General features: G+C 72.5%; 14 protein-coding genes and 1 pseudogene. 6 read left to right on the top strand and 9 right to left on the bottom strand.

What is annotated here, in order from left to right; all coding sequences use genetic code 11:
- The 4 genes and pseudogenes from F4558_RS31175 to F4558_RS31160 form a co-directional block, all read left to right on the top strand.
- Positions 1-409 (top strand): annotated as a pseudogene (locus F4558_RS31175) (sulfonate ABC transporter substrate-binding protein); the annotation flags it as partial.
- The gene (locus F4558_RS31170) at positions 406-1,185 is read left to right on the top strand and encodes an ABC transporter ATP-binding protein (protein WP_053660362.1); all 780 of its coding nucleotides are present in this window, start codon (positions 406-408) and stop codon (positions 1,183-1,185) included. The pseudogene F4558_RS31175 and the gene F4558_RS31170, both read left to right, overlap by 4 nt.
- The gene (locus F4558_RS31165) at positions 1,175-2,059 is read left to right on the top strand and encodes an ABC transporter permease (RefSeq protein ID WP_053660364.1); all 885 of its coding nucleotides are present in this window, start codon (positions 1,175-1,177) and stop codon (positions 2,057-2,059) included. The genes F4558_RS31170 and F4558_RS31165 overlap by 11 nt, the downstream gene beginning before the upstream one ends.
- A 1-nt stretch (position 2,060) precedes the next feature.
- Positions 2,061-2,525, top strand: a complete 465-nt coding sequence (locus F4558_RS31160) for an RrF2 family transcriptional regulator (protein ID WP_167947130.1) — start codon at positions 2,061-2,063, stop codon at positions 2,523-2,525.
- Between the two features lie 125 nt (positions 2,526-2,650).
- On the opposite strand, the gene F4558_RS31155 is transcribed toward F4558_RS31160, so the two are convergent.
- The 7 genes from F4558_RS31155 to F4558_RS31125 form a co-directional block, all read right to left on the bottom strand.
- A complete protein-coding gene (locus F4558_RS31155) occupies positions 2,651-2,851 on the bottom strand; it encodes a hypothetical protein (RefSeq protein WP_053660369.1) in 201 nt (66 codons plus the stop codon).
- 331 nt (positions 2,852-3,182) lie between these two features.
- Complete coding sequence (locus F4558_RS31150; protein ID WP_053660371.1) at positions 3,183-4,496, bottom strand: DEAD/DEAH box helicase; 1,314 nt, start codon at positions 4,494-4,496, stop codon at positions 3,183-3,185.
- 222 nt (positions 4,497-4,718) lie between these two features.
- Positions 4,719-4,922, bottom strand: a complete 204-nt coding sequence (gene cspE, locus F4558_RS31145) for a transcription antiterminator/RNA stability regulator CspE (RefSeq protein WP_007464836.1) — start codon at positions 4,920-4,922, stop codon at positions 4,719-4,721.
- Between the two features lie 227 nt (positions 4,923-5,149).
- Positions 5,150-8,515 (bottom strand): ATP-dependent helicase, encoded by a 3,366-nt coding sequence (locus tag F4558_RS31140; RefSeq protein WP_167947128.1) that lies wholly within the window; start codon positions 8,513-8,515, stop codon positions 5,150-5,152.
- Positions 8,516-8,543: 28 nt separating this feature from the next.
- Positions 8,544-12,218 carry an ATP-dependent helicase gene (locus F4558_RS31135; RefSeq protein ID WP_167947126.1) on the bottom strand — a complete coding sequence of 1,225 codons (3,675 nt, stop codon included), beginning with the start codon at positions 12,216-12,218 and terminating at the stop codon, positions 8,544-8,546.
- A gap of 132 nt (positions 12,219-12,350) precedes the next feature.
- A complete protein-coding gene (locus tag F4558_RS31130; RefSeq protein ID WP_053660377.1) occupies positions 12,351-12,896 on the bottom strand; it encodes an LOG family protein in 546 nt (181 codons plus the stop codon).
- The gene (locus tag F4558_RS31125) at positions 12,896-13,777 is read right to left on the bottom strand and encodes an LOG family protein (RefSeq protein ID WP_053660379.1); all 882 of its coding nucleotides are present in this window, start codon (positions 13,775-13,777) and stop codon (positions 12,896-12,898) included. Before F4558_RS31125 ends, F4558_RS31130 begins: the two co-directional genes overlap by 1 nt.
- Before the next feature lie 154 nt (positions 13,778-13,931).
- On the opposite strand from F4558_RS31125, the gene F4558_RS31120 reads away from it, so the two are divergent.
- Positions 13,932-14,096: a hypothetical protein gene (locus F4558_RS31120; protein ID WP_157552980.1), complete on the top strand. Its 165-nt coding sequence runs from the start codon at positions 13,932-13,934 to the stop codon at positions 14,094-14,096.
- A 35-nt stretch (positions 14,097-14,131) separates the two neighbouring features.
- On the opposite strand, the gene dapE is transcribed toward F4558_RS31120, so the two are convergent.
- A complete protein-coding gene (gene dapE, locus F4558_RS31115) occupies positions 14,132-15,205 on the bottom strand; it encodes a succinyl-diaminopimelate desuccinylase (RefSeq protein ID WP_053660381.1) in 1,074 nt (357 codons plus the stop codon).
- A gap of 122 nt (positions 15,206-15,327) precedes the next feature.
- Between dapE and dapD the strand changes: the two genes are divergently transcribed.
- Positions 15,328-16,287, top strand: coding sequence for a 2,3,4,5-tetrahydropyridine-2,6-dicarboxylate N-succinyltransferase (gene dapD / locus F4558_RS31110; protein ID WP_167947124.1), 960 nt, complete (start codon positions 15,328-15,330; stop codon positions 16,285-16,287).
- 51 nt (positions 16,288-16,338) lie between these two features.
- Here dapD and F4558_RS31105 read toward each other — a convergent pair whose 3' ends face one another.
- Entirely contained in the window at positions 16,339-19,704 is a 3,366-nt protein-coding gene (locus F4558_RS31105) for a S8 family serine peptidase (protein WP_167947121.1), read from the bottom strand.
- Positions 19,705-19,765: the final 61 nt, after the last annotated feature.

The following is a 19,765-nucleotide window of genomic DNA, read 5'->3' as shown; positions in this document are numbered from 1 at the left end:
GGTGCTCGTCGACGAGCGCGACCTGTGGCCGGACAAGAAGTTCGTCATCACCAACCTGCTGGTCAGCACGAAGTTCCTCAAGGCGCACCCGGACGTCGTGCAGAAGCTGGTCGAGGGCCAGGTCGCCGCGAACGAGTTCGTCAACACCAAGCCGGACGAGGCCCAGCAGGCCATCTCCGAGGCGATCGGCAAGATCACCGGCAAGCCGCTGGACCCGAAGCTGATCAAGCAGGCGTGGCCGACGTTGGAGTTCACGAACGACCCCATCCCCTCCTCGCTCAAGGCCGGGCTCGACCACGCCGTCGAGGTCAAGCTGACCGACCCGGTGAGCCTCGACGGCCTCTACGACCTGACGTACCTCAACAACGCGCTCAAGGCGCAGGGCAAGCCCGAGGTCGTCCAGCCATGACGTCGACCACGACGACGCCGGGAAGCGCGACCACCTCGGTCGCGCTCTCCGACGTAACAAAGGTGTACGGACGCGGCGAGAGCGCCGTACTGGCTCTCGACGGGGTGTCCCTGGACGTGGCGCCTGGCGAGTTCGTCTGCCTGGTCGGCGCCTCCGGCTGCGGCAAGAGCACCCTGCTGAACCTGGTGGCCGGCCTGGACCGGCCCACCGCCGGGCAGATCGACCTCGCCGGCGACGCCAACCCCGGGCTGATGTTCCAGGAGCCGGCGCTCTTTCCCTGGCTGACCGTCGACGCGAACGTCGAGATGCCGCTGAAACTGCGCGGCCTGCCCCGGGCGCAGCGACGCGAGCGGGTGGCCGAGCTGCTGCGCACTGTGCACCTTGGCGAGTTCGGCCGCAAGCGGCCACACGAACTGTCCGGCGGCATGCGGCAGCGGGTCGCGCTTGCCCGCACCCTGGCCCTGGACACCCCGGTGCTGCTCATGGACGAGCCGTTCGGCGCACTGGACGCGATGACCCGGGACATCCTGCACGACGAGCTGGAACGCATCTGGTCCGAACGCAACCTGTCGGTGCTGTTCGTCACGCACAACGTCCGCGAGGCAGCCCGGCTGGCCGACCGGATCATCCTGCTCTCCAGCCGCCCCGGTCGAATCATCTACTCCACCGAGGTGAACATCCCGCGGCCACGGCGGATCGACTCCCCCGAGGTCGCCGCCATCGCCGCCGACGTCACCGAACGGCTCCGTACGGAGGTGGGCCGCCATGGCCAATGACACCCTGACCAGCACGGCGCGGACCGACGCGCAGATCTCCGGGCTCGACGCGCTGGAGATCGCCGGTCGGGAGAAGGAGGTCTCCCGGGGCAACCGGCTCTGGGCTGCCACCTGGCCCAAGCTGGCCGCGCTGGCCATCGTCATCGCTGCCTGGCAGCTGGTGGTCTGGTCGGGTTGGAAGCCGCCGTACTCGCTTCCCGGCCCACTTGTCGTCGGCCGCGAGCTGCTCAACCAGGCCCAGGGCCCGCAGCTCTGGGAGGGCCTGGTCACCACGCTGCGGCGGGCCGCCCTCGGGTACATCTTCTCCGTCGCCGTCGGTCTACTTGTGGGTCTGGCGGTGGCCCGGTCCAAGGTCCTCCGGGCTGCCATCGGCTCGATGATCACCGCGTTGCAGACCATGCCGTCGATCGCCTGGTTCCCGCTTGCCATTCTGCTGTTCGAGCTGAGCGAGAAGGCGATCTTCTTCGTGGTGGTGCTCGGCGCCGCGCCGTCAATCGCCAACGGGGTCATCTCCGGTGTGGACTACGTGCCGCCGCTACTGCTGCGCGCCGGCCGCAACCTGGGGGCTCGCGGGCTCAACCTCTACCGGTACGTGATCGCGCCGGCCGCGCTGCCGGCGATCGTCGCGGGTCTCAAGCAGGGCTGGGCGTTCTCGTGGCGAAGTCTGATGGCCGGCGAGCTGCTCGTGGTCGGCATCTCGCAGACCTCGCTCGGCGCCCAGCTCACCTACTCGCGCGAACTGTCCGACGCGCCCTGGCTGCTCTCCACGATGATCGTCATTCTGGTGCTCGGCCTGGTGGTGGACGCGGCGTTCGGCGCTGCGGACAAGTCGATCCGCCGGCGCTGGGGCGTACTGGATCAGGCTGGTCAGTGACGTGTACGTCTCCGCGCGCAGCGACTACGCGCTCCGGGCCATGCTCGCTGTCGCCGCCGCCGTCCAAGGCGGCGGCGACGCGGGCAGCGGTGGCGACGGGGGCGAGTTGGTGAAGGCGGCAAGCCTGGCCGAGGTGCAGGGGATCCCGCTCAGTTTCCTCCAGGGCATCCTGCTCGACCTGCGCCGGGCTGGTCTGCTGCACAGTCATCGCGGTGCCGACGGCGGGTACGCGCTGGCCCGGCCACCCGAGGACATCACCGTCGGCGACGTGCTGCGCGCGGTCGGCGGATCGCTGACCACCGTACGAGGGCTGCCCGCCGAACGGGCCGGCTACCACGGGGTGGCCGCCGGCCTCACCGACGTCTGGCTAGCCGTGCACGGGGCGATCGCCACGGTCGTCGACAGCACCACTCTCGCCGACCTGCTCGATCGCGAATCGACCGACCGCGCGACCACCGCATCGTGACCGCCTGATCTGGCGCTCCACTGGGGAGGCGGTGTGGTCGGGCCGGTGCCCCGCCGACCCGACCACACCTCGTACCGATTCGACCGGGCCTGCCCCTCCGCCGGCACCGGTCGGCCGGTCGCTGCTCAGCCCACGTGCGGGACCGTCGGGCCAGAACCCAGATCGCCGGGGCTGTGCAGCTCCACCAGGCCGGCGGGAGCGTTGCCCGCCGGGGTGGCATGCCAGGGCGTGAAGGCCGCAACCATGGCGAGCAGCAACCCGGCGAGCGCGACCGCGACCACCAGGGTCAGTTCCCGCAGCGTCCCCGAGCCGGCTTCGCCCGCCATGGCCACCCCTTCCGCGCCGGGCCCCCCGCCCGGCGTCCCCCCGGTGGTCAGTTTTGACCACATCGGGCCGGAAAACAGTCGGCCAGGCGACCCAACCGAGGCTGATTACCGACTCAGCCGAACAGCCAGATGCGCTGGCGGCGTCGGCCGCGCTGGCGGCGCCAACCCCAGGGCCAGTCGGGCACCTGCCGTCTCCCCCAGGCGCCCTCCCCCCGGGCGCCGCAAGCCGACTGCCGGTCCCGGGCACGGACAAGATCCCGGCCGCGTGAGGGCCGCAGACGAAACCGACCCGCGCCGCCGAAGCGGTGCGGGTCGGTCAGGGTCGAGAAGCTCAGACGGTACGGGGGCGACGCGGCCGGCGGGACCGACCCGACGCGCGGTGCGCCGGCCGGGCCGCGCCATCGGCGACCGGACCACCGGGGCCGCGGCCCCGGCCAACGGCCACCGGCGGGGCCACGATGGTCACCGGAACGCCGGAGGGCTCGCGAGCACCGGTCACCCGGGCCAGCGACCCGTCACCCGGGCGGACCTGGACCGATTCGGGCCGGATGCCGGCGATGGACATCAGCCGGGACACGTCCCGCCGCTGCTCGGGCAGGACCAGAGTGACCACCGAGCCGGACTCACCGGCCCGAGCCGTCCGTCCACCCCGGTGCAGGTAGTCCTTCGCCTCGGTCGGCGGGTCCACGTTGACCACCATGTCGAGGCCGTCGACGTGGATGCCCCGGGCAGCCACGTCCGTGGCGACGAGGGCAGTCACCTGGCCGTTGCGGAACTGCTCCAGGATCCGGGTGCGCTGCGGCTGGGACTTGCCGCCGTGCAGCGCGGCCGCGCGTACCCCCTTGGAGAGCAACTGGCGGGCGAGCCTGTCGGCGCGGTGCTTGGTCCCCATGAACAGGATGGTGCGGCCCTCGCGGGCGGCGATCCGGGTCAGCGCGTCGGGCTTGTCGATCGCGTCGACGTGCAGCACGTGGTGGGTCATCGCGGTGACCGTGGCGGTGCCCGGGTCGACCGAGTGGGTCACCGGGTTACTCAGGAAGCGGCGGACCAGGCGGTCCACGCCACCGTCCAGAGTGGCGGAGAAGAGCATCCGCTGCCCCTGCGGCGCGACCTGCTCCAGCAGCTTGGTCACCTGCGGCAGGAAGCCCATGTCGGCCATCTGGTCGGCCTCGTCCAACACGGTGATCTCGACGTGGTCGAGCCGTGCGTCACCGCGGTTGATCAGGTCGTGCAGCCGGCCGGGGGTCGCCACGACCACCTCGGCGCCGGCGCGCAGCGCGTCCGCCTGGCGCTGCAACGACAGGCCACCCACGACGGTGGCGCAGCGCAGTCCGACGGCGCGGGCGTACGGGGCCAGTGCGGTGGTCACCTGCTGGGCCAGCTCGCGGGTCGGCACCAGCACCAGGGCCAGCGGGCGACCCGGCCGGGCCTTCTGGCCGGCGGTACGCGAGAGCAGCGGAAGCCCGAAGGCGAGAGTCTTGCCGGAGCCGGTGCGGCCCCGTCCGAGCACGTCCCGGCCGGCGAGCGAGTCGGGCAGCGTGGCCGACTGGATCGGGAACGGCTCGTTGATGCCCTGTGCGGTCAGCGCGCTCAGCAGCGCCGGGGCCAGACCGGTGTGGGCGAAGGACGGAATAACTGTGGTCACGCAGAAGCCTTCCTCGACGCGGCACGTGTCGAGGGAGGGCGCCGAAGCCGGCGCTGTCACCAGCGGAAAAGGCCGCCAGGACTCACAAGCACGAACCGATTAGGGTACGGGCCGGCCCGCCGCCGGGCCGCCGCCTGCTAAAGCAGGTCGACAGCGGGGCGGGCCGGTCCCGTCACCGTCACACCCGGAGGGCGCGACGGGTAATACCGATCGATCCGAAGATCAGAGCGGGCGGATGTTCTCCGCCTGCGGGCCCTTCTGGCCCTGGGTCACCTCGAACTCGACCCGCTGGTTCTCGTCCAGGCTCCGGTAGCCGGAGGACTGGATCGCCGAGAAGTGGGCGAAGACGTCAGCGCCGCCGCCGTCCGGGGTGATGAAGCCGAAGCCCTTGTCAGCGTTGAACCACTTCACGGTGCCAATAGCCATGTGTTTCGTCTCCTTGACGGAACGTCGGACCCGCACTTGTTGCCGGTCCGAAGAGGAGCGCTCCGCGCGGGAATGCGCGAATCGCCTGTCGCTTCTGGTCGCCCCGCCCGGAGAGCTCCGGACACAACAAAGAGCGCCTGGGGCCACAATTCCCGCCAGGCGCACACAGAGTCTCTGGTAACCAAAACTGCAACGTGTTCAACCTACCATGGATCTCCGGGCAGGAGTCAATCTTGGGCAGAATTCTCTGGCAACTGCGCGATCAGGGCGGTGAGCCCGGTCACGTCGAGCAGGTCGGCGGGCCGGACCGTCGCCCCGTCTCGCACGTAGTGGAACGCCGCGCCCACCCGATCGACTGGCACACCCGCCAACTCCGCCCACGCCAGCCGGTACACGGCCAACTGCACAGCGGCGACCTCAGCCGCCGGGCCGACAGGCTGCGCGCCGGTCTTCCAGTCGACCACGTCGAACCGGCCACCCGGGCGGGCGAAGACCGCGTCCATCCGCCCCCGCACCACCACGCCGGCGATCACAGTGGCGAACGGCACCTCCACCTCCACCGGCACCCGGTCGGCCCACTCACTGGCCAGGAAACGTTCCTGGAGTTCGGCCAGCGCCTCGTCCGGTGCCGCGTCCGCGTCCGCCGCGCCGGGAAGCTCGTCCAGGTCGAGCAGCCGGTCGGCGCCGAAACGCTGCTCCAACCAGGCGTGGAAGGCGGTGCCCCGGCGGGCGTACGGGTTGGGCTCGGTCGGCACCGGGCGGCGCAGCGTACGGGCCAGCGCCGCCGGGTCACGGCGCAACGCCACCAACTGGGTGACGCTCAACTGCCCGGGTAGAGCCACCTCCACCGCCCCCGACAGCCGGGTCAGCTCGGCCCGCTCGGCCAGCAACAGATCCGCCTCCCGCCGCCAGCGGGCCACCTCCGGATCGTCGGGCCCACCGGCGACCACCACCTCCGCCGGGCCGTCGGACATCAACCGGCGGACCAATCCCGCCGCCTCGGCCAGCTCCGGCCGGCGCCCGCCCAGCGGATCGGCCGGCCACTCCGCACGCAGCACCACCTCCGCCGTCGGGTTCGTGGCGTCCGGCGTCGGCTCCGGCGCCCAGGCGTCGACCAGATGCCCCGGGCCGCCGTCCAGGCAGGTGTCGTACACCTCACTCAGGAAGACCGACGGGCCACGCGGGCGCTTCGTCCCCTCCCCCCACCAGTACCCGGAGCAGAGCAGCAGCCGACGTGGTCGGGTCACCGCCACGTACGTCAGCCGGCGCTCCTCCCGCTCGTCGTGCGCCCGCCACGCGTCGGTGAAGTCGGTAAGCGCCCGGGCCACAGCCCGCTGGTCCGCAGCCTCGTCGAGCGCCAATTCGGGCAACCCGTCGACGTCGCCCCGCAGCGGGAACGGCAACACACCCAGCCCGCCCAACCAGTGGTCGGAGTTGCGTACCGGCCCGGGCCACAGCCCGCGGCACAGCCCGGCCACCGCCACCACGTCCCACTCCAGCCCTTTCGCGGCGTGCGCCGTCACCACCTGCACCGCCCCGTCCACGACCTCGACCTCACCCGGGGCGAGACCACGCTCCTCGTCCTCGGCGGCGGCCAGGTAGGACAGGAAGCCGGACAGGGTCGCACCGGGCGTCTCCCCGCTGAACCGGGCCGCCACGTCGCCGAGGGCGTCCAGGTGACCCCGGGCCAGACCGGCATCGCCGGCGCCGTCCCGGCCGGCCCGCACCGCGACCTCCACATCCAGGCCGATGGTCCGCTCGATGTCCGCGATCAGGTCCGGCAGGGCCTGGTCCAGTCGGTACCGCAACAACGCCAACTCCCGGCCGTACGCGCGCAGCCGCGCGAAGCCCTCTGCCGAGTACGCCTGCGCCGGTCCGAGGTCGGCCAGCGCCTCCACCAGGGTCGCCTCGTCCAGCAGGTCAGGGCTGATCTCGGAGTTCTCGTCGGCGGCTACCTGACGCCGAGCCCTGGCGATCGCCCTCGCCCGCCGGTGCAATGCCACAAGGTCACGCGGCCCGATCCGCCACCGCGCGCCGGTGAGCAGCCGCAACAGCGCCGCCCCGTCGGTCGGATCGGCAAGCACCCGCAACGTGCACACCACGTCCCGCACCTCCGGGGTGTCCAGCAGGCCACCCAGGCCCACCACCTCCACCGGCAGGCCACGCTCACGTAACGCCGACTCGATCGCCGGGATCTGGCTACGGACCCGGACCAGCACCGCAGTGGTCGGCCGCTGCACCACCGGAATGTGTTCGGGGGCGGCACCCGGCATCCGCGCCGCGCCACGCCACGCGGCGAGCACGCTGTCGGCGATCCACGCCGCCTCGTCGGCGTACGTCGGCAGCAGCGCGCAGTGCACGGTGCCGCCGGCCGCCCCTCCGGGGCTGCGGTGCGGGATCGGGTCGCGGACGGTGAGCGCGGACCGCAACTCCGGCACGCGCGCGCCGGCCGCCCGCAGTGGCGTCGAGAGCGCGTTCGCCACCCGCAGGATCTCCGGACGGTTACGCCAACTCGTCGTGAGCCCCAACGCCACGGCCGGCTCCCCGTCGGCCCTGGCGAACTCGGTGGGAAAGCGATCGAGGGTGCCAGCACTGGCCCCCCGCCACCCGTAGATCGACTGGCACGGGTCACCCACCGCCGTCACCGGATGCCCGCCACCGAACAGCGCGTTGAGAAGCACCACCTGCGCGTGGCTCGTGTCCTGGTATTCGTCGAGAAGCACCACCCGGAACCGGTCCCGCTCGATCTCGCCCACCGCCGGATGATCCCGGGCCACCCGCGCCGCCCGGGCCAACTGGTCGGCGAAGTCCATCGCCTCGAAGTCCTCCTTGCGCCGCGCGTACGCCCGCACCAGCGGCAGCAGGCGCAGCCGGGTCTGCTGAAGGGTGAGCGCCTTGCGCACGTCCGCGTAGACCCGACCCGGTCGGGACTGCACCTCCGCGAAGAACCGACCAGTCCAGGCGGCCAACTGGTCCGGGGCGACCAGATGCTCGTCCAGCTCCCCGGCGAGCGCCAACACCGCGTCGGTGATGGTGCTCGGCATCCGGTCCACCTCGGACATGTCGCCGTCGTAGTTGCGCACCAGCAGGTCGACCAACTGCCAGCGGGAGGCCTCGGTCAGCAGCCGCGTGGACGGCTCGTAGCCGGCCCGCAACCCGTGCTCGCTGACGATCCGCCCGGCGTACGAGTGATAGGTGGAGACCGTCGGCTCACCGGCGAGCGGGTCGTCCAGTGGATCCCGCCCCTGCCGGCCGAGCCGGCGGATCAACTGGTCGAGCCGGGTCCGCACCCGATGGGCGAGCTCCCCCGCCGCCTTACGGGTGAACGTCAACCCGAGGATCTGCTCCGGCCGCACGTACGAGTTGGCCACCAGCCAGACCACCCGCGCGGCCATCGTCTCGGTCTTGCCCGACCCCGCCCCCGCGACCACGAGCAGCGGCTCCACCGGGGCGGCGATGATCGCGGCCTGCTCCCGGGTGGGCGCCGGCAACCGCAGCAGTTTCGCCAGCTCCACCGGGGTGTACCGAGGGCCGGAGTCGGCAAGCCGCGGCGTCGGCGCCGGACCGGCCCCGAAAAGGGTCGGCTGACTCACGGTGTGGTCTCGGCTCGCAACACCCGGCTCACTCCTCGCCCTCACTGCTGCGCCGGACCGTCGGAGGCTCGACGACCTGGCGCCCCTGCCCGGACACCGGGCAGCTGGTGCGCACCGGGCAGACCCGGCACTTCGAGTTGGCCACCGCGGCGAACGTGGCGGCTGCCATCGTATCGGCGGTCCGCCGGACCAGCGCCGTCGCCCAGCCGGCCGCCGGACCCTCGCCCGCCGCCGGCTGGTTCTGCTCCCGGGCGTCCTTCGCCGAGGTGCCGAGCTGCACCAGCGCAGCGCCACCGGATTCTTCGCCGAACTCGGCGAACGCCCCCGCCTCCACCGCCGCCTGGTAGGCGCCGAGCTGCGGATGCTCGGCCAGCTCGGTGCCGGTGACAGCCGTCGACTTGCCGGTCTTCAGGTCGATGACCACGAGCCGACCGTCCTCGTCGACCTCCAGCCTGTCGACCCGGCCGGTCAGTTCGATGGGCCGGGTCGGATCGTCCAGCCGCACCGCGAACTCGTGCTCGATGGCTAGCAGCCGACGCGGGTTGGTGGCCAGCCAGCGCAGCAGCTTGTCGACCATGGCCTCGGCACGCTCGCGCTCCGGGCCGGCCATCCACCGGGCGGCCAACTCGATCGCGTCGAACCGGGCCGCCACGTAGTCGAGCAACGCCCCCCGGTCGGCGCTGGCGTCCTCGGCAAGCATCGCGGCGGCGTGCACCAGGTTGCCCACCCCCTGCGCCGTGCTTGTCGGACCGCTGCCGCCGTGCCGTTCCAGCAGCCACCGCAGGCTGCACCGCAACGCGCTCTCCATGGCCGACGGGGTGACCCGGACCGGTTCGCCCTCGTCGACAAGCGGCCTGTCGTCGGAGAGCGCGCGCAGCCCCCACCAGTCGTCGGGGTGCGCGCCCGGCACGCCCGCGGCGGCGAGCCGCGCCAGCTCGGCCGCCGCCGCGCGCCGCCGGCCCGCCGGCGCAGCGGGGTCAGTGATGGCGGTACGCAGTTCCGCGACGAGCGCCGGCAGTGTGAGCGCCCGTGGTGGACGGGTCACCGGCAGTGCACCAGGCCGATCCGGCGCATCGTCGCCGTCACCACCCGCGTCACCGCCGGCCGTACCGGCCTTGTCCGGCGCTCCGCTCTTGCCCGAAGCGCCGTCCCTGCCTGGCGCACCGTCCCTGCCGGCGACGCCGCCGGGCGTGGCGTGCGGATCGTCGCCGCCGGGGGGACCAGCGGTCGGCGGGCCGGTACGCGGGCCGGGCGTCGACGGCGGATCCGCCGGCCCGGAGCCGTCCGGCGGGGCCGGGCGGTCGGTCGGGAGCAGCTCGTGGAGGAAGCGGCTCGGCTGCTCCTCGTGGTCGTCGCCGCCCACCGCCGCCGACGCCACCGCACTTACCAGCAGCCTGTGCCGTGCCCGGCTTATCGCGACGTGGAACAGTCGACGCTCCTCGTCCAGCAGCGCCGACGTCTGTCCCACCACGTTCGCCACGCGGGCGCCCCCCACGAACCGGCCGGCGAGCACGTCGACAAGCCGTTCCGAACCGAGCAGGCTGCCACGCAGTCGCAGGTCGGGCCAGATGCCCTCCTGCACTCCGGCCACCGCGACCAGGTCCCACTCCAGGCCCTTCGCGGCGTGTGCGGTGAGCAACCGGACCGCCGCGCCCCGGTCGGCGGTCGGCGCGATGGTGTCCGCCGGGAGGTCCTGGGCGAGCACGTGGTCGAGGAAGACCTCGGTACGGGCGCCGGGCAGCCGGTCGGTGAAGCGGGCCGCCGCGTCGAAGAGCACAAGCACGGCGTCCAGGTCCCGGTCGGCCGCCTCGGCGCGACGCCGCCGCGCCAGGTCTCCCTCACCGGCCTCGGGCCGCCCCTGGCCGATGGCACCCGCCCAGCGCTCAGCCAACCCGCTGCCGTGCCAGACGGCCCAGAGCACCGTCTCGGCGGTCGCCCCGGGCCGGGCAGCGGCATCGCGGGCGGTGGCGAGCAGCCCGGCCACCGCCTGGGCCGGCTCCGCCCACCGCCGGTCGATGCCGGCCAGCTCCGCCGGGTCGCTCAGCGCCTCGACAATCAACTCCCCGGATGGGCGCCGGTCGCCACCGGCGAGTGCCATCGCGCGCAGTCCCTGCCGCAGCCGCCGCTCGGCCAGCGGGTCCGCCCCGCCCAGCGGGGAGTGCAGCAGCGCTACCGCCGCCTCCTCGTCGAGCCGTTGCGGCTCCAGCGCGCAGCGCAGCAGGAGCAGCAGCGGCGCCACCGCCGGTTGCAGGTGCAACGGCAGGTCCTCGCCGTGCACCACTGTCGGTACGCCGGCCGCGTGCAGCGCCCGTTGCAGGGTCGGCAGCTGCAACACTGTGGAACGCACAAGCACCGCCATCCGCGACCACGGCACGCCGTCGAGCAGGTGAGCGGAGCGCAGCGCGTGCGCCAGCCAGGCCGCCTCACTTGTCGCCGAACGGAACGTGTGCACCTCGACCACCCCCGTCGGGGCATCGGGTAGCGGGCGCAGCCGGCGGTGCGCTGCGGGACCGCGCAGCCGGCGACCCAGCCGGGCGATCGCGGCGAGCAGGCCCGGCCCGGCCCGGTACGAGGTGGTCAGCAGCACCTGCGCGGCCGGTGCACCGGAGGCGGTGCGGAATCGGTGCGGAAAGGTGCTCACCCCGGCCGGGTCGGCACCCCGGAAGGCGTACGTGGAGGAATCGGGGTCGGCGAAGGCGACAAGCGAGGTGCCGCCGCCGGCGATCACCGACAGCAGTTCGAGCTGGGCGGGGTCGGTGTCGGCAAGCTCGTCGACGTACACGTGGGCGAGTCGGCGGCGCTCGGCGGCCAGCAGGTCCTCGTCGTCGCGGAGCAGCCCGGTGGCCGCGCGGACCAGTTCCGCCGGGTCGTACGCGATGGAGCCCCGGTTGCTGACGTCGCGCAGCGCGAGCACGGCGACGTACTCCCGCAGGAAGCGCGCGGCGGCCGGCCAGTCGGCGCGGCCGAGCTTCTCGCCGAGCCGGGCCAACTCGACGGGCCCGACACCGCGCTCGGCGGCGCGCATGAGCAGGTCGCGCAACTGACCGGCGAAGGCCCTGGTCCGCAGGGCTGGGCGCAGATCGGTGGGCCAGCCGACCGGGTCGTCCTCGGGCTCCTCGCCCACCACGTCCAGCAGCTCGCGGATGATCAGATCCTGCTCGGGGCCGGTGAGCAGTCGGGGCGACGGCTCGCCGCGTTCCGCTGCGGCACGGCGGAGCAGACCGAAGGCGTACGCCGGGAAGGTGCGCACCAGCGGCTCGCGCAGCACCCGGTGGCCGTCCTGCGCGACTCGGGCCTCGATGCGTTGGCGCAGCTCGGTCGCACCACGGCGACCGAAGGTCAGGACGAGGATCCGCTCCGGATCGACGCCCTCGGTCACCCGGGCGGCGACCGCCTCGACGAGGGTGCTGGTCTTGCCGGTGCCGGGACCGCCGAGCACCAGCATCGGCCCGTCGGTGTGCCCGATGACCTCCGCCTGCGCCGGATCGACCTGCCGCCCCAGCCCTCCGACGGCCCGCGCGGCCTCGGTGGCCCCCGCGGTGCCGCCGGCCCCGTACTTCTCCAGCTCGGACACAGCGGTGCCCTCGGAGACAGCATGGTCCGCGGGCGCACCGCTGCCGGCGGGCACGACGCCGCTGGCCGGCGCGCCCTCGCCCTCCGGTGCCGGCCCGCCGGACCGCCGCACCAACCGGTACGCCTGCATCAGCTCATCCCATCACGCCCATACGACACCCACCCACCCCACCTACTACCGGCGATCATGAAGTTAGCGGAGCGACACGCCGACAACGGCGCGGCCAACCTCATGATCGCCGGAGCGAAGGGCGGGGCGAGGTCAGATCAGGTGCGCTTCGAGGGTGTTCAGGGCTTCCGGGACGGTGGGGGTCACGGTCAGGAGGTCGCGGCCACCGGGCTTGAGGAACTGCTGGTCGGTGATCGCGTCGAGCCAGGCCAGTAGCGGGCCGTAGAAGCCGTCCGTGTCGACGAGCACCATCGGCTTGCGGTGCAGGGCGAGGGTCGCTGTGGTCCACACCTCGAACAACTCGTCCATGGTGCCCAGCCCGCCGGGCAGGGCCAGGAACGCGTCCGACTTGTCGATCATGACGGTCTTGCGGCTGGCCATCGAGTCGGTCACCAGCAGCTCGTCCGAGGCCAGGTCGGCGACCTCCAGATCGACGAGTGCCTGCGGGATCACGCCCACGGTGCGCCCTCCGGCGGCGCGGGCACCGTCGACCAGGGCGCCCATCATGCCGACACGGCCGCCGCCGCTGACAAGCGTGTGGCCGCGCCGGGCCAGCTCCGCGCCGGTCTCTGTGGCGAGGTCCAGCCAGCGCTGGTCGAGGGTCCGCGACGAGGCGCAGAAGACGCAGATGGCCGCCATCAACCCTCCTCGGCCTCGTCGGCGGTGGACTGTGCGGCGGGCGACTGCGCGGCGGCAGCCTGCTGGTCGGCGCCGGTACGCGCGACGGCCTCCTCGCGGACCGCCTCCTGCTCCACCGAGAGCGCCGCCTCGGCCTCGACGATGTGCCGTACCGCCGCGTTGACGTCGTCGGTGAGGCAGATCAGGTCCAGGTCGACCGGCCCGATCTTGCCGTCGGCCGCCATGGTGTCGCGCAGCCAGTCGATCAGGCCCTGCCAGTAGGCGACGCCCATCAGCACGACCGGGAACCGGGTGACCTTGCCGGTCTGCACCAGGGTGAGCGCCTCGAACAGCTCGTCCATGGTGCCGAAGCCGCCGGGCAGCACGACGAACGCCTGGGCGTACTTGACGAACATCGTCTTGCGGGCGAAGAAGTAACGGAAGTCGATGGCCAGGTCGACCCAGTCGTTGAGGCCCTGCTCGAACGGCAGCTCGATGCCGAGCCCCACGGAGAGGCCGCCGGCCTCGCTGGCGCCCCGGTTGGCGGCCTCCATCACGCCCGGCCCACCCCCGGTGATCACCGCGTAGCCGGCGCGGGCCAGCGCGGCACCCACCTCCTCGGCGAGCTGGCATTCGGCGCTGTCGGGGCTGCTGCGCGCGGAGCCGAAGACGCTCACCGCCGGCGGCAGGTCGGCGAGGGTGTCGAAACCCTCGACGAACTCGGAGAGGATGCGCAGCGCACGCCAGGCGTCCCTGGTCTTCCAGTCGCCCCGGCTGCGCGAATCCAGCAGCCGCTGATCGGCGGTGCTCGTCGGAATCGCCCCTCGACGTAGCGTCACCGCACCCCGGTGCCGCTCCTGACCTGGACCGCGGCCGGCCTCCCGCCCCTTGCTCTGGCTCATGCAGCAACCGTAGTGGAGCCGCACCCGCCCGGTACGCGGGGCGGGGACGCCGAGAAAAACTTCTCGATCATGGGCAACTATTTGACTTCCCCGCACGTCTTACTATTCACATACCGGGTATGCCCCGGCGCGCGCCTTCGGGGGAGGAGACAGCGTGATCAGCAACAGCGAGATGATCCGGATCCGTCGGCAGATGCAGCGACGGATCCGAGACGTGGTGGCCGAGCGTCGCCGCGCCCGTCAGCTGGACCCTGTCCTGTCGCCCGCCACCACCGGAGCCGATCAAGAGGTTCGCGCCGCCGACAACGGGCCAGGCTGACGCGAACCTCTTGATCACCGGGAGCGGGTACCCGGTCAGGCCGAGGCGAGCCAGCGGTGCAGTGTCGCGGCACCGTCGCGGATCTTGCTGATCTCGACATGCTCGTCCGGGTGGTGGGCGAGGTTGGGATCGCCGGGGCCGAAGTTCAGCGCGGGGATCCCCATGGCCGCGAACCGCGCCACGTCCGTCCAGCCGAGTTTGCCGATCGGCGCCGCACCGACAGCGGCCAGGAACTCCTTCGCCGGGGCCGCGTCCAACCCGGGCAGGGCACCGGGTGCCGTGTCGGTGACTGTCAGCTCGAAGCCGGCGAAGACCTCACGCAGGTGCGCCTCCGCCTCGGCCGGAGTGCGATCCGGCGCGAACCGGTAGTTGACCTCGATCTCGCAGCGGTCCGGCACCACGTTGCCGGCCACCCCGCCCTTGATCCGCACCGCGTTCATGCCCTCGCGATAGTCGCAACCGTCGATGGTGACCCGACGCGCCTCGTACGCCTGGAGCCGCTGCAACACCTCGGCGGCGGCGTGGATGGCGTTCACCCCGTGCCAGGAGCGCGCCGAGTGGGCGCGTACGCCGGTCGTGGTGACCACCGAACGCATGGTGCCCTGGCAGCCCGCCTCGACGATCCCGTACGTCGGCTCCAGCAGCACCGCGAAGTCCGCCTCCAGCCACTCGGGGAACGCCTGGGCGACGAGGTTCAGCCCGTTGTACCGGGACTCGATCTCCTCGGCCTCGTAGAAGAAGTACGTCACGTCGTAGCGCGGTTCGGGCAGCGTCACGGCCAGGTGCAGCGCGTACGCGACGCCGGACTTCATGTCGGAGGTGCCGCAGCCGTACATCAGGTCGCCGCGCATCGTCGACGGGAAGTTGTTGTTCAGCGGCACCGTGTCCAGGTGGCCGGCCAGCACGATGCGCTGCGATCGACCGAGGTCGGTACGCGCCATCACGGTGTTGCCGTGCCGGTGGGTGGACAGGTGCGGTACGCCCCGCAGCACCTCTTCGACGAAGTCGGCGATCGCCTTCTCGTTGAGGGACACGGACTCGATGTCGACCAGTACCCGGGTCAGCTGCACCGGATCGGCGAGGACCTCGGGGGTCAGCGGGTTCTCCATGGTTCGCACGGTACCTTCAGGTCTGTCGGCGCGAAGAGCGAGCTTACGGGCCACCGAGGCGAGCGTGAGCGCCCAGCAGTCGTGCGCAGAGGCCGACCCGGCCGCGACCGAGAGGTGAAACAGTGACGTCCGCAGATTCCGCCTGGGGCATCGGCCTGGCCACGGTGACAGCAGACGAGCAGGTGCTCGACACCTGGTACCCGACCGGCAAGCTGGGCCTGGGTGAGCTGCCGCTGGTCGCCGGTGAGGACCAGTCGGACGTGCTCGACCTGCCCCCGGCAGCGCTCGGGGACCGCCCGCTGCCCGGTCTGCGTACCGTGCAGGTGGTCACCGTGATCGGCTCGCTGGACGACCCGATCAAGGACGCCCCCGACGCGTACCTCCGGTTGCACCTGCTGTCCCACCGCCTCGTGCGACCCAACCAGCTCAACCTCGACGGCATCTTCGGCAAGCTGGCGAACGTAGCCTGGACGTCCGCCGGGCCGTGCCCGCCGGAGCGGGTGGACGAGCTGCGGGTGATCGAGCGGGCCGCCGGTCGCCACCTGGCGGTGTACGGGGTGGACAAGTTCCCCCGGATGACCGACTACGTGGTGCCCTCCGGGGTGCGGATCGCCGACGCGGACCGGGTCCGGCTCGGTGCGCACCTGGCCGCCGGCACCACAGTGATGCACGAGGGCTTCGTCAACTTCAACGCCGGCACCGTGGGCACCTCGATGGTGGAGGGCCGGATCGTGCAGGGCGTGCTGGTCGGCGACGGCTCCGACGTCGGAGGTGGCGCCTCGATCATGGGCACGCTCTCCGGTGGCGGCACCGACAAGGTGAGCATCGGCGAGCGGAGCCTGATCGGCGCGAACGCCGGCGTCGGCATCTCCCTCGGCGACGACTGCGTGGTGGAGGCGGGCTGCTACATCACGGCCGCGTCCAAGATCACTCTGCCGGACGGCCGGGTGGTGAAGGCCCGCGAGCTGTCCGGCGTCGACGGGCTGCTGTTCTGGCGCAACTCGGTGACCGGCGCGCTGGAGGCCCGCCCGCGCACCGGCCGGGGCATCGAGCTCAACGCCGCCCTGCACGCCAACGACTGACGTACCCGCCGGGTCCGTGGCCCACGACCACGGACCCGGCGAGGGTACGCGTCAGCGCAGCCGGTACGCCTGGATGATCCGTTGGGTCACCGTGTTGCCGGCGGCGTCCCGGGCGGTGGCCCGCAGGGACGCGTAACCGGGCCCGGCCGGGTGCCGGACGGTGGCCGTCCAGCCGTGCCCGCCCTTGCGGACCTGGGCGGCATGCCAGGTCTTGCCCCCGTCGTAGGAGATGTCGACTGTCAGCTTCTGCACCCGGGCGGCCGGCGCGCCGGGCTGCGGCTCCACCCGCACCGGGACGACGAAGCTCCGCCCGGCCGGAGCGCTGTTGTCGACCCGCAGCGGCGGCGCGAAGCGCACCGCCATCAGAGGCAACCGGACCGGCACGTCGCCAGCGGCGTGCCGCGACCGGAAGGTCCAACTGGACTCCACAGCGGTGCTCAGATCGGTGAAGCTGCGCGTAGCCGACGTGCTGAGCCGGTAGTCCGCCGCGCCCGGCGGCACTGCGAACTCGCCGTAGCCGGCGTACTCGCTCTCGCCGACGAGCTTCCCGTTGCGCCAGAGCGCGGTCCGCTCGGTGTCGGCGAGCGACCCGCCCGCATGCCCGGCGGCGTCACTGAACATCGGCAGCCAGACCAGGATGGTGTCACCGGTCCTGGTGACGCTCTGCTCGGGCCAGCGCGGGGCCGGGAACGACGGCCCGTACGGCGCCTGGTTCCAGTCCTCTCCGACGGTCCGTCCGGCCCGGTACGCGGTGGGTGTGGAGGAGAGCAGCGCCTTCAGGTTCAGCCAGCCGTCCTCGTCCCGCGTGCCGAAGCCGATTTCGGACTCCCACTTCACGCCCCTGGTGTTGTAGTGCTCGACCCGCTGACCGGGCACGGGAGTGGGTAGGGCCAGCGCAGAACTGCCGGTGTTGTAACCCAGCTCGGCGAACACCAACCGTTCGGCCTCCAGCCCCGGGTAGCCGCCCCGGAACCGGTGCACGACTGTGGCCAGGTCCCGCCGCGCGTAGTTCCGGACGAAGCCGGTGGGCATCCGGCCCGGGACCGCTTCGGCAAGCGCGTACAGGTACGGGCTGGGCGCTGTGCCCGGCCTGATCCATTGGCTGCTGACGGTGGCCACGAACCGGGCCGCGGAGACCGGCTTGCCGATCTGGCCGGTGGTCAGGCCGGTGAAGGTGTCCGTCCAGATCCCGATGCCGTACACGCTGCCGTCGTCGGCGCTGAAGACCGAGCTGACATCGATCAGCTCCGGGGTGGCGCCCCGTTCCGGGATTGTCGTTCGGACCGGCTTCGTCCGGCGGGCGTCGATGGTGATCCGCGTATCACGCTCCACTGTCAGCTCGGGCTGCGCCAGCATGGACAGCCCTGCCGGCTCGCCGTCCGGTTCGCCTTCGAAGATCAGGCTGCTCAGGCCGTAGCGCCCCTTGGGCAGTCGTACCGTGGCCACGCCGTCGGTGCCGTAGACGTCCCAGAAGCCGAAGCCCCCAAGCCCGACCAGGGTCGTGGAGTGGCCCGCCGTTCGCTCACCGGCGCGGTTCAGGTGCTCCACCGTCAGCGTGTAGCTCTCCACCTCCCGGTGCACGGCCAGCGGCGTGACAGCGACCGTCGACCCGGAGCGGGCCACGACCCGGCCGGTCCAGTAGCCGTCGACGTCGCCGAGCCGCGTGTCAGCTGTGACGGTGGTCGCGGCGGTGCCGCCCGCCGGCACTGTGAGCTGGTTCGTGCCGAGCTGGAACATGCCGGCCGGAAGCGCCCGCCCGTCGGGGCCCGCGCCCTCGACGCTCAGGTCCAGGATGACCGGGTCGGGACCGTCGTTGCGCCACGTCACAGTGCGGGTGATCGGGGCGTCGTCGCCATGCGGCCAGAGGGCGCGCCCGAACGAAACGCTCACCGGGTCGGTGCTGACCAGTTGGGTGATCGCGTGAGCGACGTCGACCCGACCGGCGCCCTGCTGGTAGGCGGTCTGCGTCGGGTGCGGCTTGGCGGCGGCCATCAGTGTCGCCTTGAGCCGATCGGCCCGCCAGCCCGGATGCCGCTGGGCCAGCAGCGCCGCCGACCCGGCCACGTGCGGGGTTGCCATTGAGGTGCCGGAGATCGCGACGTAGCGCTCCCCCACCGGGTCGCCGATCACGCCGTTTGCGGCCCGCGCGGCGACGATCTCGACGCCCGGCGCGGTGATGTCCGGCTTGAGCGCGTCGTCCCCGACGCGAGGGCCCCGGCTGGAGAAGTCGGCGAGCTCGTCGTCGCGGTCCACCGCGCCCACCGCCAGCGCGGCGTCCGCGCTGGCCGGGGAGCCGACCGAGCCGTCCGCGCCGTCGTTGCCAGCGGCGGTGACGAAGAGCGTGCCGGCCTGCGCGGTGAGGGTCTGCACCGCCTCCTCCAGCGGGTCGACCTCCGGGGTGTCCCAGCCGCTGAGGCTCATGTTGACCACGGATGCCTTCTTCTCCACCGCGGCCCACTGCATCCCGGCGAGGATCGCCGACTCGGAGCACCCGGAGTCCTCGCAGACCTTGCCGTCAAGCAGCGTCGCGTCCGGTGCCACGCCCCGGTACCGGCCGTCGGAGGCCGCGCCGCTGCCGGCGATGGTCGAGGCCACGTGGGTGCCGTGGCCGACCATGTCCCGACCGTCGGTGACCTCGGTGAAGTTGCGCGCCTCGGCCACCTTTCCGGCCAGGTCCGGATGGGTAGCGTCGACGCCGGTGTCCAGCACGGCCACTGACACGCCCTTTCCGGTGAGCCCGGCCGCCCACGCGGCGGGCGCACCGATCTGCGGCACGCTGTGGTCGAGGGTCACCCGACGGCGACCGTCCAGCCAGATCCGCTCGACGCCCCCCGCCGCGCCGAGCCGGGCCGCGCTGGGGCCGCTGGTGATCGTCGCCCAGACCGCGCCGAGGGAGGACTTGCCGGTGCTCAGGGCCGCGCCTCGGATCGCCGGCAGGTCGCGGGTCACCCGGGCACCGGGCAGCGCGCCGGCGGCACTTCGGGCGGTGCCCGCCGAGCCGTACGAGACGAGCAGCGGCAGGGTGTCCCGGTGGACGTCGTCGTAGCCCGCATCGACCAGCTCGGTGACGTCGAAAAGGCGCGGGTCGACCCGGCCCGCGCGCAGCAGTGGCAAGGCGTCCTGCGGCGTCACCGACAGGTGACCGCGCTCGCGTCGAACGAGGAACCGTACGTCCTCTCGGCCGACGCCCGGTCGGACGGCGGCGGCGGACCCGGTGACTGTCACCCGGTCACCGGTGATCAGTGTGACGGTGGCCGACCGGTCGGCGTTTGGCGCACCGGGGACGGCCGGGCGGGCTGACAGACCCGCTCTGTCCGGCGTACCGGGCACAGCGCTGGAGGCGGAGGCGGGGACCGGCGCGGAGAGCGCCAGCACGGACACGAGGCCGAGAGCGGCAAATCTTCTTGCGTGGTGCAACGGATCCTCCTCGATGGAACGTCATTACCACGGGAGACGCATTGACGGTCATCAGAATTGC

It is taken from the genome of Micromonospora profundi (assembly GCF_011927785.1).
Taxonomy (GTDB): domain Bacteria; phylum Actinomycetota; class Actinomycetes; order Mycobacteriales; family Micromonosporaceae; genus Micromonospora; species Micromonospora profundi.
The sequence above is the reverse complement of the archived record's forward strand: the minus strand, read 5'-3'. Positions and strand labels throughout refer to the sequence as shown.